Origin of the sequence: Paucibacter sp. B51 (assembly GCF_027863535.1) — a bacterium.
Classification (GTDB): domain Bacteria; phylum Pseudomonadota; class Gammaproteobacteria; order Burkholderiales; family Burkholderiaceae_C; genus Paucibacter_A; species Paucibacter_A aquatilis.
Genome location: NZ_JAPIVN010000001.1, coordinates 1,840,422 through 1,853,097 on the forward strand (window position 1 = coordinate 1,840,422; position 12,676 = coordinate 1,853,097).

General features: G+C 71.5%; 8 protein-coding genes. 3 read left to right on the plus strand and 5 right to left on the minus strand.

What is annotated here, in order from left to right; genetic code table 11:
* Positions 1-4: 4 nt before the first annotated feature.
* From OOB33_RS07830 to OOB33_RS07850, 5 genes are all read right to left on the minus strand, one after another.
* On the minus strand, positions 5-2,536 hold the full coding sequence (locus OOB33_RS07830) for an ATP-binding SpoIIE family protein phosphatase (RefSeq protein WP_271008270.1): 2,532 nt from the start codon (positions 2,534-2,536) through the stop codon (positions 5-7).
* Between the two features lie 7 nt (positions 2,537-2,543).
* Complete coding sequence (locus OOB33_RS07835; protein WP_271008271.1) at positions 2,544-3,017, minus strand: hypothetical protein; 474 nt, start codon at positions 3,015-3,017, stop codon at positions 2,544-2,546.
* Positions 3,018-3,030: 13 nt separating this feature from the next.
* Positions 3,031-4,443 carry a hypothetical protein gene (locus OOB33_RS07840; protein ID WP_271008272.1) on the minus strand — a complete coding sequence of 471 codons (1,413 nt, stop codon included), beginning with the start codon at positions 4,441-4,443 and terminating at the stop codon, positions 3,031-3,033.
* A 68-nt stretch (positions 4,444-4,511) separates the two neighbouring features.
* Positions 4,512-8,306 carry an AAA family ATPase gene (locus OOB33_RS07845; RefSeq protein WP_271008273.1) on the minus strand — a complete coding sequence of 1,265 codons (3,795 nt, stop codon included), beginning with the start codon at positions 8,304-8,306 and terminating at the stop codon, positions 4,512-4,514.
* 69 nt (positions 8,307-8,375) lie between these two features.
* Entirely contained in the window at positions 8,376-9,218 is an 843-nt protein-coding gene (locus tag OOB33_RS07850) for a CPBP family intramembrane glutamic endopeptidase (protein WP_271008274.1), read from the minus strand.
* Positions 9,219-9,389: 171 nt separating this feature from the next.
* Here OOB33_RS07850 and OOB33_RS07855 point away from each other — a divergent pair, with 171 nt between their 5' ends.
* The 3 genes from OOB33_RS07855 to OOB33_RS07865 all read left to right on the plus strand — a co-directional run bounded on the left by OOB33_RS07855 (position 9,390) and on the right by OOB33_RS07865 (position 12,490).
* On the plus strand, positions 9,390-10,319 hold the full coding sequence (locus OOB33_RS07855; RefSeq protein WP_165794581.1) for a LysR family transcriptional regulator: 930 nt from the start codon (positions 9,390-9,392) through the stop codon (positions 10,317-10,319).
* A gap of 78 nt (positions 10,320-10,397) precedes the next feature.
* Entirely contained in the window at positions 10,398-11,066 is a 669-nt protein-coding gene (locus OOB33_RS07860; RefSeq protein WP_102768110.1) for an SDR family oxidoreductase, read from the plus strand.
* An 11-nt stretch (positions 11,067-11,077) separates the two neighbouring features.
* Entirely contained in the window at positions 11,078-12,490 is a 1,413-nt protein-coding gene (locus OOB33_RS07865; protein WP_102768109.1) for a hypothetical protein, read from the plus strand.
* Positions 12,491-12,676: the final 186 nt, after the last annotated feature.

Below are 12,676 nucleotides of genomic sequence, written 5' to 3' on the forward strand. Positions count from 1 at the left end.
AGCGTTAGCGCTTGAGAGTCTTCAGCAGGACGATCAGGTTGCCGCTGCCGTCGTAGAAGGCGCGCACCTCGTCCATCATGGTTTTGACCATGTGCACGCCCAGGCCGCCCACTTCGCGCGCTTCGACGCTGGCGTCGAGGCTGGGGGCGGGGGCTTGGACGAAGGGGTCGAAGGGCGGGGCATCGTCCTTGAGGATGATTTCCAGCCATTCGTCCGAGCGCGAGAGCCGCACATGGATGGGGCGGTCAGGCGCGCCGTGCAGGCCGTGCTGGATGGTGTTGGTGATCAGCTCTTCCAGGCAGAGGTTGACGGCAAAGGCCAGGTCGGGGCGCTCGGCCAGGGCCTCGTCCACGGCCTCGGCCAGGGCGGCGATCTCCTCGACGCGGCTGTCCAGGCGGTACTCCAGCAGCAGGGTCTTGTTCTTCAATTCCAGGGGGGCATGGCTCACGGTCAGAGCTCCTCGGGCTTGTGGGCTGGCGGGCGTGTCGGTGGAAGATGAAAGATCGGCCGGTGGCTCGCCCTGCGGCTTGCGGCAGAGCAGCAGGGCGGTCAGGTCGTCGCTGGGCTCGGCGCCGCCGACGAAGGCGGCCACATCGCGCACCAGGCTGGCCAGCTTGGCGGCGGCTTGGGGCTCGCGGCTGCTGCGTAGCCAGGCGATCAGGCGGTCGTCGCCGTAGGCCTGCTCGGCGGCGTTGAAGGCTTCGGTGATGCCGTCGGTGTAGAGCAGGAGGGTGTCGCCGCAGGCCAGGCGGGCATGCTGGCGGCTGTAGCTCATGCCGGGCAGCACGCCGAGGGCGATGTCGCGCGGGCAGTCCAGGGCCAGCACCTCGCCCTGTGCGGTGCGCAGCAGGGGGGCGGGGTGGCCGGCGCTGGCGTAGGCCAGGCTGCCGTCACGCGGGTCGTAGATGCAGTAGCAGGCGGTGACGAACAGCTCCATCGGGTTGCGCCCGCTGAGCATGTCGTTGGCGCGGGCCAGCACCTCCTCGGGGCTCAGCTCGTCTTGTGCCAGGTCTTGCAGCACCGTGCGCGACACCGCCATGAAGAAGGCCGCGCCCACGCCCTTGCCCGCCACATCGGCGACCAGAAAGCCCCAGCGGCCTTCGGACAGGGCGAAGCAGTCATAGAAATCACCGCCCAGCTCGCGCGCCGGGTGCATGCAGGCCTGCATGGAGAAGTCGGTCGTGTCCGGGAAATGCTGGGGCAGGATGGCCTGCTGCATGTCGCGGGCGGATTCCAGCTCTTCCTGCACACGCAGGGCGGCCAGATGCAGCTGGTCGTTCTTGTCGGCCAGCTCCAGGGTGCGCTGCTGCACCAGGCGCTCCAGTTCGCGCTGGCGCGATTCGTTCTGCTCGCGGATCACATCGAGCAGGCGCCCGACCTCGGAGGCCACGGTGTTGAAATTGCCCGCCACCAGGACCAGCTCGTCCTGCGTGTCGATGCGGATGCGGGTGTCCAGGCGGCCGGCGCAGAAGTCTTGCGTGCCCTGCGAGAGCTGGCGCAGCGAGCGCAGGGTCGAGACATAAATGCCGGCGAAGAGGTAAGCGATCGCCGCCATCGCCCCCACCAGCAGGGCACCCACCTGCCACTGGCTGCGGCGCAGCTGGGTCAGGCGCTCCTGCAGCAAGGCATCGGCCTGCACGGTGCTGGCTACCAGCAGGGCCTGGGCCTGGGCAAGGTTGGCGCTGGCGATGGGGCGCAGCTCGGCCAGGGCTTGGGGCGTGTCCAGCACCTTGTCGACGGCGTCCTGCTGGCGCTCGATGCGGGCCAGCAGCTCATCGAGCTGGGCCTGCAGGCCGGCGCGGTCGCCTGGGGCCAGCAGCTGCTGCATGCCGGCGCGCAGGGCCGGCGTGGCCTCGCTGAGCACGACCTGTGCAGCCACGGCGTAGCTGGCCATGCTGTCGCTGGACAGGGCCAGCGCGTCCTGCTGCTTGGCCAGGGTTTCCATCAGCAGGGGCAGGCGATGGCTGAGCATCTCAAAGGCCGCGTCCAGCGTCGGGTCGACATTGAGGCGGTGGGCGCGGGCGCTCTCGCGCATCAGGGCCAGCAAGGCATTGATGGTGCCGGTGTGGGCGGCAAAGCGGCGCTGCGCGTCGTCGTCCTGCGCGGCCAGGTCTTGCAGCTGCTGCCATTGCTGCTGCAGGCGCTGGGCCAGGGCGGGCAGGGTGCTGGGCAGGGCGCTGTTCGGCAAGGGCGGCGCGGCCGCCCAGTCCAACAGGGCCTTCAGCTCGGCGCTGTCGGCCTGCTTGTCGGCGCGTTCGGCCTTGAGTTCACCGCGCTGGCGCACCAGGGTGTTGAGCACGGCCGCCTGTTGCGCCAGGGCGGCCAGGCCGCGGCGCTCCAGCTCGGCGCTCTGCGCGTCTTGCCCGGCCTTGCGCAGCAGAGGCCAGCTCAGCAAGGCCAGGGCCAGCAGCATGACCGCGCCGACCAGCAGGAACTTGCGCGAAAAACTCAGCCGCCCCGACAACCAGCTGGCCGGCGCCAGCAGGCGCAGCCAGGAGGCCTGCTCCAGGCCGGGGTCGGTGGCGGCGGCTTTCATGGCCGGGTCAGTCCAGATTGGCGGTCAGCAGGACTTTCACGCCGGCGCCGTTGGGCTTGCGCGAGACATAACCGATGGCGCCCGGCGTGCTTTGCACCAGGCGGGTCACTTCCTCGTCGCTGTCCACCTGGCGCGGCGGCAGTCCCATGCCGGTGAAGCTCTGGCGCGCCCAGTAGGCGCGCAGCTGGCCGGGGCTGCGGCCGGTCACCTGGTCGTAGAAGCTCCGGCGCAGGCTGGTGCCTTCGCGCAGATCGATGGGCTGGATGGGCTGGCCGTCGGGCCAATTCTGCTGCTGGCGCAGAAAGATCTGGGTGACGCGCTCGGGGCTGATCTTGTCCAAGGCCACGTCCTTGTGGGCGATGACGATCAGCTCGGTGGCCGCCAGGGCCGGCTGGGGCGCGGTGACCCAGAACAGGGCCAGCAGGGCCGTCATGGGCAGGGCAACGCGTGGCAGCAGGGAGGAGAGCAGATTCAATTTCATGGTGGGGCCCTCCTCAGAACACCAGGTCCAGCGTGACGCTGAACAGCTGGAGCTTGTGCTTGAAGGGCAGGGCGGGCACGGCCAGGGGGCCGGGCGTGCCGGGGCTGGGCGTGCGCATCAGGTCAAGCTGGGTCTTGAGCGCCATGTTCTCGCGCCAGTCCCAGCGCAGGCCCAGGCTGAGCGAGCGGCTGCTGATGTTGGCGAACTGCTGGGCGGTGTTGAAGCCTTGCTGCAACTGCTGCAAGCCTCCGTCGAGCTGCGGGCTGAGGCCGGTGGCCGCCAGGGCGCTGGTGTCGAGCACGGCGCTGGAGCGCTTCATCTGGGCCACGGCGAGGTAGGGCGTGAAGTCACCGAAGCTGCGCGCCAAGGTCAGGCTGTAGCCGCGGCCGCGACCGACCAGGTCGTTGTGCGGGTTCATCCAGGTCAGCTCGGCCAGCACTCGCCAGTGCTGCCAGTTGCCGTCCAGGCCGATGCTGGTGTAGTCGGGCCGGTTGTCGAAGGGGTTGCGCAGGGCCGCCAGGCCGCGTGACTTGGCCTGCAGCGCCGCCAGCATGGGCGCCGGCAGCAGGGGGTTCTGGGCCAGTTGCTGCAGCGCGCCGTTGACTTGATCCAGGCCGCTGTTGAGTTGATCGACCTGGGCGGAGCGCAGCACATAGCGGTCGATCCGGGTGTGCGAGACGCGCAGGGTCAGGTCTTGCAGGTTGGCGCTGAGGCTGAAGCCCAGCAGGCCGCGCAGGCTGGCATCGGCCGAGATGGCGGGCGCGAAGTTGTTGAAGCGGTGGGTGTAGTCGTAGCGGCCACCAAACACTTGCGCCAGCAGGCTGGCATCACCGAGGTTGAGGCGCCAGTGCAGATCGGCGCCGTCCAGGCTGGCCACGCTGTTGGTCAGGGCGTAGATGGCCGGCGCCGGGCGCACGGTCAGGTTGGCATAGCCGATCTCGGCGATGCTGGAGTCGAAGAACAGTGGGCTGCGCAGACGGCCCAGGTTCAGGCTCAGGCCCTGGCCCAGCTGCTGGCGCAGGGCGGCGATGCGCAGGCGCGGCTTCATGTCCTCGCCGGCCCGGGCCACGCCTTGCACTTGCAGCGTGGTGCCTTGGGCGGGCTGCCATTCCAGCTGCAGACCCAGGGCCGTGTCCATATTCGCCGACCAGCCTTTTTGCACCGGCCGCAGCTGGGAGAAGGAGGTGATGACGCCGGCCGTGGCGTTGTCGTTGTGGGCCAGGCCCAGGGTGGCAAAGCCAGAGAAGCGCAGGGCGCTGCCCTGGCCGCCGCCCGCTGCAGCCGTTGTACCCGGTTCAACGGATTCGCCCGCTGCTTGCGCGCGGGCGTTGGCGCCAGCCAGCAGGCTGGTCAGGCCCGCGGCAGCGGCCAGCAGCCAAGCGGCGCGGCGCTGGCTGGCTGCGTGTTTTTTTCCTTGTGTCCGCATCAAAGCTTCCCCTCGCTGTGACCCGCGTCATGGCTGGCGGGTCTGAAACTGAGCGGGAGCTTGGCGGGTCAGCGTTGAATTTGCGTTGAATCGATCTCAGGCAAGGCCTGGCGCTGGGCGGCCGTGCGCTGCAGGAGCAGGCCCGCCCCCATGGCCTGGCCGGCTTGCTGGGCTTGATCGAGCGCCTGCTCGACCTCGGCGCGCGGGTCGCCCAAGGCCTCCAGCGCTTGGGCGCGCATGCGCCAGAGCTCGGGCAGCAGGTAGAACTCCTGGCGCTCGCGCGCCTTGGGCAGGCAGGCGTCCACTTGCGCCAGGGCCTCTTCGGCCTGGCCCAGGTTCAGCAGGGCTTCGATCAAGAAAGACAGGAAGGTGGCTTCGGTGCTGGGCATGGCCACGGCTGAAGCGCTGGCCGCCTGGCGGATGGGCAGCAGGCCGGCCGGGTCGCCGCCGGCCGCCTGGCTCCAACCCAGCACCAGGGCGCCCACGGCCTGCCACAGGGCCAGGCCGTGGCGCTGGGCCAGGGCCAGCAGCTCCAGGCTCAGCGGCAAGGCGGCCTCGGGCCGGCGCAGATGGCGCAGCAGCACCGCGTTCATGGCCAGGGCAAAGCCCAGGGTGTGGGCATGGCCGAGCTCGCGCGCCTGCTGCAGGCCCAGCTGGCTTTGTGCCAGAGCTTCGTCCACCCGGCCTTGCAAGGCCAGGGGCCAGCCCAGCATGGCGCGCGCGGCAATGCCGCCGTGCTCGCCGAAGCGCTGGGTCAGCTGCGTGAGCTGGCGGGCGGGCAGGCGATCACCGGCGGCCGCGGCCTCGGCCAGGGCCTCGCAAGAGGCCTGCAGCTGGCCGAGGAAGAAGAGGTTGTTGCCCAGGGCATAACGCGCTTGCACAGCGGCGGCCGCATCGCCGGTGTCGGCGGCCACGGCCAGCAGCTCCTGCGCCAGGGCCAGCACGGGGCGCTCGTCCGGGCCGCTGCGGCTGCCCAGCCACAGGCCCCAGAGCGCCTGGAAGCGCTGGCCCGAGCCGCTGCTGGCGCCGGGCTCGTCGCAGGCCTCCAGCGCCTGGCGGTAGCACTGGCGCGCGGCCGGCGAGCCATAGCCCTCCAGGGCCAGCAGGCCATGGCCCAGGCCCATCAGCAGGGGCAGGCGCAGGCGCTGCACCAGGGCGGGCGTGGCTTCGGGCAGCTGCAGGGCGGCCAGGCCTTGCTCGAATCCGTGGCGCGCTTCCTGGTGCGCCGATTGGGCGGCGGCGCGCTCGGCCGCCTGCAGCCAGTAATGCGCGGCCACCGGGTCGCCCGCGGCGTGCAGATGTTGGGCCAGGGCCTCGGGCGCATCGGCGGCCAGGCTGGCAAACGGGCCCATCAAGGCCTGGGCGGCGCGGCGGTGCAGGGCGCGGCGCTCGGCGGCGCTGAGGGTCTCCAGTGCCGCGTCGCGGATCAGGGCATGGCGGAACTGCCAGTGCTGCGGGCCGATGGCCTGCAGCAGATCGAGCCGCGCCAGCTGGGCCAGCTGTTGCTGCAGCGGGCCGGCGGGCAGCTGCAGCAGCTCCTGCAGCAAGGCGGGCGAGCAGCTGCTGCCCAGCAGGGCCGCACCCTGGGCCAGGCGCTTGGCCTCGGGCGGCAGTCGGTCCAGGCTGGCGGCCAGCAGGTCCCAGAGCGTGGCGGGCACTTTGTCCTCGGGGCGCAGGCGCAGCGATCGGGCCAGCTCTTCGGCAAACAGGGGCACGCCACCGGCGCGTTGCAGCACTTGCAGGCGCTGGGCCGGCGGCGGCGGGCTGCCGTCGAGCTGGTCGATCAGGCGGCCCATGTCTTCGGCCGGCAGGGGCTGCAGGTTCAGGCAGAGCTCGAGGCTGGCGCGCAGCTCCTCGGGCGGCGCTTCGCGCGAGCTGAGCAGCAGCAGGCCCGGGGCACGGCTTGCGGCGGGGCGCTGCAGATGCAGCTGTAAGAGCTCCAGCGTCGAGGGGTCAGCCCAATGCAGGTCTTCCAGCAGCAGCAGTTGCGGCCGGCCCTGGGCCAGGCCTTCGAACAGCTCGCAGAGCAGGGTTTGCAGCTCGCGCTTGTGCAGAGGTTCGCTGCCGGGCGTGGGGCTCTGGGCCTGCTGCAGCAGCAAGGGGCGCAGCAGGCTGCGCGCGGCAGCCTGCGCGGCCGGGGCGATGCCCGCGTGTTGCAGCAGCACGCCGAGCGCCTGCTCTGCTTGGGCTTCGTCGCCCTCCAGGGCCGCGCCCAGGCGCCGACGCAGGGTGGCGCGCACCGGCTGCAGCGGGGTGTGGCGGTATTCGGGGCGGCAGTGCAGCTGCGAGATCGGCGGGGCGGGCTGACCGTGGCCGCTGCTCAGCTGCTGGCGCAGGGCCAGCAGCAGCCGGGTCTTGCCCAGGCCGGGCTCGCCTTGCACCCAGACCGTGCGGGCGGCCTGCTGGGCGCGCGCCCATTCCTGCTGCAGCTGGGCCAGCTCGGCGCTGCGGCCGACCATGGGCTTGAGCGTGTCCAGGCGGCTGGCGGCCTGCAGCGGGCGGGCGCCCAGCAGCTCGGCGCTGCCGCCTGCGGAGCTGGGGGCGGTGAAGCGGTGGTGGCGCTCGCTTTGCTGCTGCAGCTCGGCGCTGACGTGGATGCGCCCGGCCTCGGCCTGCAGGGCCAGCTTGCGCGCCTGGCGCGAGAGTGCGCCCACGCTGTCGGGCGAGGCCTGCTCGGGGTCGGCATGGACCCAGCCCACATGCAGGCCCTGGCGCAAGGCCCAGGGCTCGTGTTCGGCGCTGTGCGCTGCCGCCAGTTCCAGCGCGGCGTCCAGGGCCAGGCGCGGTGCCTGCTCCTGCGCACGCGGGTGGCCGAAAAAGGCCAGCAGCTCGCCGCCCTCGGCCCGCTGCACATGGGCGCCGCGCGCCTGCAGCAATTGCCGGGCGGCGTGCATCCGGGCCTGCAGGGCGGCGGCCAGGGCCTCGGCCTCGCGGTCGGCCTGCTCGGCCGGGGCCTCCCATTCGCAGGCCAGGGCGACGACGCGGCGGCGCTCGGCGCGGGCGGCGGGGCCGGGCGGCGTGTGCGCGCCGCTGTGGCGCAGGCGCTCGGCCAGCTCCAGGGTGGCGGCTTGCGGCTGCAGCTGCAGCTCGGCCTGCAGCTGGGCGCGGAACTGCTCAAACAAGGCCAGGGCCTCGCCCGCCGCCGAGGGCGCCAGCATGCGCAGGCAGCGGCGCAGGGCGGGCTCGCACCAGGGGTCTTGGGCCAGGGCGCGGCGGGCGCAGGCCAGGGCGGCCTCGGTCTCGCCGGCGTCTTCATGCAGCTGGCCCAGGGCCTCCAGCAGCTGCTGGGCCTGGCGCAGCAAGGCCTCGCGGCGCGGCTGCAGCCAGGCTTCGAAGCCGGGCGCCTCGGGCAGCTGCAGGCCGTCCAGCAGGGGGCCGCGGTAGAGGCTCAGGGCTTGCTGCAAGGCCTGGCGGCGGGCCTCGGGTTGGGGCGTGGCGGCGTCCAGCTGGGCCAGGGCGAAGTCACGGCAGTCCAGCTGCCAGGCCAGGTCCTCGCGCAGCTGCAGCTGCTTTTTGTTGTCGCTGATCAGGGGCTCCAGCGCGGGCTGATCGGGCCAGAGCTGGGCCAGCACCCGGCGCAGGTCAAACAGGGCGCGGCGCAGATTGGCGCGCGCTTGATCCAGGGTCGAATCCGGCCAGAGCGTTTCGGCCAGCAGCTCGCGCGCCAGCGGCCCGGTCTGCAGCACCAGCATGGCCAGCAGGGCGCGCACCTTGTCGTAGGGCAGGGGCAAGACCTGGCCCTCGGGGCCGCGCAAGTCGAAGCCGCCCAGCAGGCGCAGCTGGGGGCGCGGGGCGTCAGGGGCGGTCCGCGCGGGGGCTGTGGGGCGCGGAGAGACAGGAAAGTCAGGGGACTGGGGCGGCATGGTGCAAAGAAATCAGGCGGGAGTATGCCCGCCTGTTGTGACAGCCGCCCGGGGCCGGGCGCGGGCCGCTCAATCGGGGAGGGTCTCTCCGCGCCGCAGGATGCGGCCCGCCACCCGGGCCCGCCACAGCAGCCCAACGCTCAGGCCCAGGCAGAGCAGCACGCTGGGCACGGCGCCCTCGGCCCCGAAGGCGCCACCGCTGAGCCAGGTCGGGCCGTCGATTTCGGCCTGGAACCAGGCCTTGGCTTCGAAGCCGGACATGGGCACATCGAACACCCCCGCCTGCGCAAAGTTCCAGCCGAAATGCAGGCCGGTGCAGAGCCAGAGCCGGCGCGTCAGCATGTAGGCGGCGGCGAACATCACGCCCAACTCCAGGCCCAGGGCCAGCGAGGTGTAAAGGCTGGCATTGGGGTTGAACTGGTGCAGCAGACCGAAGATCAGCGAGGAGGCCGCCAGCGCAGCCCAGGAGCCCCAGGCCTGCTCCAGCAGGCGGAACAGCAGGCCGCGCAGCAGCAGCTCTTCGGCGAGCGCCACCACCAGCATGGCCGGCAGCACCGAGCTCAGCGCCACCCAGCCCTGGGCGGCGTCGAGGCCTTGCAAACGGTAATGGCCGGTCACGGCCAGCAGGCCGACATACACCGCAATCAGCAAGGTGGCCAGGCCGGCACCGGCGGCGAACTCCCGGCCGGCGCCGCGCAGGCCCAGCTCCAGCGCCGGGCGGCGCTCGACCCAGTGCACATAGCCGGCGTAGACGCAGAGCATCCAGCCGCCGCGCAGCAGATTGCCGACGACGCGCCAGTCGGGGTCGGCGGGCAGGACGAGCTGGATCAGCTTGGCGCCAAGGGCGAAAGGGGCGCCGATCAGGACGAGGGCGAGCAGCAGGCGGAGCAGGGGATGGCGGGGCAGGGACATGGGGCGAAGGGTGAACAGGTGAACAGGTGAACAGGTGAGCGGGTGAACGGGTGAGCGGGTGAGCGGGTGAGCGGGTGAGCGGGTGAGGCGCGGGACTGGATTCGGGGAGGCTAGGGCTTGGGGCTACCATGCGCAATTCACATGGATGCATAGCTGGCGATGCAAAAACGTATGGATTCGAGCGAGCCGGCTCCGGCGGCGCGGCTGGACGCCCAGCAGTTCGACTGGGCGTTGTTGCGCGGCTTTCTGGCGATCTACCGGGCCGGCAGCGTGGCCGCTGCGGCGCGCAGCCAGCAGCTGCAGCAGCCGACGCTGAGCCGGCAGCTGATCGAGCTGGAGGCGCAGCTGGGCACGCGCTTGTTCGAGCGCAGCCGGCGCGGCCTGCACCCCACCGCGGCGGCCGAGCAGATCCTGGAGCACGCCCTGCAGATGGAAGAGGCGGCCAGCCGCCTGAGCCTGCGCCTGAGCGCGCGGCGCGAGCAGCTCAGCGGCACGGTGCGCCTGCACACCACCCAATTGCTGGCCGGCCTGCTGGTGCCTGAGGTCTTGCCGGGCCTGCTGGCGGCGCGGCCGGGCCTGCAGATTGAGCTGATCTGCGGCGATGCGCCGCCCGATCTGCTGGCGCGTGAGGCCGACATCGGCCTCTGGGTGGCCGAGCCGCCGCGGCCACTGGACCTGGTCTGCCGCCGCCTCGGCGAGTTTCAGATCCAGGCCTGCGCCAGCCCGGCCTATCTGGCGCGGCATGGCGAGCCCAAGGACCTGGCCGAGCTGCTGGCGCAGCAGCACCGCCTGGTCGGCCCGGACAAGCTGCCCGAGATGCGGCGCTGGTTCGAGCAGGTGGCGCCCGAGCTGAACCGCGCCCATTTCGTGCTGCGCACCGATGACAAGGCGGCCCTGCTGCAGGCGCTGAAAGCGGGCTTGGGCATCGGCTTTGCGGCCAGCTATCTGGTCGGGCCGGGCACGGGGCTGCAGCGCATCCTGCCGGCCCTGCCGCTGCCGCAGCTGCCGCTCTGGCTGGTGACGCACCGCGAGATCGTCAGCAACCCGCTGATCCGCAGCTGTTTCGACGGCCTGGCCGAGGACCTGGTGCGGCGCTTGTGAGCAGGAAGGCGGCGCGCAGGCTCGCCGGGGAGGCTGGGGCAGAATCGCCGCTCCCCTGTCCCCTTGGAAGTCTTGAACATGGCCTCAGTCTTGATCGTCGGCGCCTCGCGCGGCATTGGTTTGGAATGGGTGCGCCAGGCGCGTGCGGCGGGTGACCGGGTGGTGGCCACGGCGCGCGATGACGAGGGGCTGCAGCGCCTGCGCGATCTGGGTGCGGTGGCGCTGAAGTTGGACGTCATGAACACGGCCAGCGCCTCCGGCCTGGCCTGGCAGATCGACGGCTATGCCTTCGACCAGATCGCCCTTGTGGCCGGGGTCTTCGGCAGCCGAACCACGGGCATGCAAACGCCCAGCGAGGTGGAATTCAACACCGTCATGCAGACCAATGTGCTGGGCCCCATGCGGGTGTTGCCGCAACTGCAGGATGCGCTGGCGCCGGGCGCGCGCATCGCCATCATCTCCTCGCGCATGGGCTCGATCAGCCTGCGCAGCGGCAGCCACGGCTGGCTGTACCGGGCGTCCAAGGCGGCGGTCAATTCGGTGCTCAAGGATGCCTCCCTGCTGATGCAGGGCAAGGCCTGCTGCATCAGCTTTCACCCCGGCTGGGTGCGCACCGATATGGGCGGCGCCGATGGCGACATCGATGTGCAGACCAGCGTGGCCGGCATGCGCACGGTAATGGCGGGTTTGAGCGCGACCGACAACGGCAGCTTCATCAACTACGACGGCGAACGCCTGAGCTGGTGAGGGCGGCTCGCATGGCCATGACGACGAAGACCAAGACGGTGCTGCGGCGCCTGGCCTGGGGTGTGGGTGGGCTGTGCCTGGGCCTGATCCTGCTGGCCTTGGCCTGGCTGGCCAGCAACAACCGTTGGGTGGACGCCGAGGCGCAGCCGCGCCCGGCCGCGCTGCAGCCGCGGTCGAGCGAGCGGGCGCCCGAGGCCAATGTTTTCTTTGACCTGAGCGGCTTGTTCGCCGGTCCGCAGGCCCAGCCCTCGCGCGTGGGCCAGGCCTTGTGGGCCACGCCCACACCGGAGCAGGCCACCGTGGCCGATGCCCATCTCCTGCCTCAGCCACGCGATGCCGCCTGGAGCTGCAGCTGGGATCTGAACGACTGCCTGGGCCTGTGGCTGCAAGACAAGGAGGGCTTGCGCCTGCGCTTGGCCGAGCAGGCCCTGCTGCTGGAGCGCTGCACGGCCCTGGCCGATGGTCTGTTGGACGGGCGCCTGGGATTCGATGAACTGCTGCAGCAGCCGCGTGCGGAGCTGCGCCGCGCCAGCGACCAGTATCTGGGCCTGCCGGTGGCGCCGCATCTGCAGGGCGCGCGCGTCTGTGCTCGCGGCTTCCAGCTGCAGGCTGCCTGGGCGCAGTCCCAGGGCCAGGCCGAGGCGCTGCTGCAGGCGCTGGGCCGGGCCCAGGCTTTGTCTCATGCCCTGCTGCAGGGCAGCCAGAGCCTGCTCGCCAACACCCTGGCATGGAATCAGGAGCGCCAGCGCCTGCGCCTGTTGGCCGGCCTGATGGCCCTGGAGCCCGCGCTGGCTCCGCGCCTGCAGGCCCAGCTGGGGCCCATGCCCGAGCGCGCCCGCGATGCCGGTGCCTGGATGGCGGCCGAGTCCTTCTTCGGCGCCCAAGCCATGCAGGAAATGGCCCAGGTCTGCGGTCGCAGGGATGGCGGCCAGCTGCTGGAGCAGGCCGGCCTGATCGACCGCTGGCTTTGCCACTTCGGTTTCATGCCGCAGCGCACCCAGCAGGCCAACGACGCCTGGTGGTTGCAGCAGCATGAGGCCGCCAAGGCCGGGCCCGAGGCCTTGCTGAAGCATTTGCAGGCGCAGCAGGCGCGCGAGTTCTCGATGTGGGCTCTGCCTTGGCGCAACACCATCGGCGCCATGCTGCTCGCGGTGGCCCAGCCGGCTTTTGCCGACTACCCGGCCAAGCAGGCCGATCTGCTGCTGGACCATCGCGTCGCCCAGCTGGCGCTGGCCCTCGCCACACAAAACGTCCCCGTGGCTGAGCGTGCGGTCTGGCTAGCCAGGCAAGACCTGACCCCCAGCCAGCGCGAGCGCATCACGCTCAGCGAGGACGGGCTGAGCCTGCGTGTGCTGCCCTGGGCCAAGCCGGTGACGCCCAGCCCCGGCGGCCTCAGCCGCAGCTGGCCGCTGCCACCGCTCTGACGAAGCGAGGCATCGCGGCGCGCGATACCGCCCGGGCCGCCCCCTGAGTCAGGGGGGATTCGACGTTTGGCGTCGCTGGAGGTGCTGCCGGCCGGAGAAGCCCGATGGCATCGGGTCTGTGCGGCCTCGGGCCGGCAGACCGGGGCTCAAGTGCCAACTTTTTACACCCGTGCCTGCGGGGGTGAG

Coding starts and splice junctions, on each gene's coding strand:
- OOB33_RS07830 (WP_271008270.1), bottom strand. CDS start 2,536: ATGAAAGCCGCCGCCACCGACCCCGGCCTGGAGCAGGCCTCCTGGCTG.
- OOB33_RS07835 (WP_271008271.1), bottom strand. CDS start 3,017: ATGAAATTGAATCTGCTCTCCTCCCTGCTGCCACGCGTTGCCCTGCCC.
- OOB33_RS07840 (WP_271008272.1), bottom strand. CDS start 4,443: ATGCGGACACAAGGAAAAAAACACGCAGCCAGCCAGCGCCGCGCCGCT.
- OOB33_RS07845 (WP_271008273.1), bottom strand. CDS start 8,306: ATGCCGCCCCAGTCCCCTGACTTTCCTGTCTCTCCGCGCCCCACAGCC.
- OOB33_RS07850 (WP_271008274.1), bottom strand. CDS start 9,218: ATGTCCCTGCCCCGCCATCCCCTGCTCCGCCTGCTGCTCGCCCTCGTC.
- OOB33_RS07855 (WP_165794581.1), top strand. CDS start 9,390: ATGGATTCGAGCGAGCCGGCTCCGGCGGCGCGGCTGGACGCCCAGCAG.
- OOB33_RS07860 (WP_102768110.1), top strand. CDS start 10,398: ATGGCCTCAGTCTTGATCGTCGGCGCCTCGCGCGGCATTGGTTTGGAA.
- OOB33_RS07865 (WP_102768109.1), top strand. CDS start 11,078: ATGGCCATGACGACGAAGACCAAGACGGTGCTGCGGCGCCTGGCCTGG.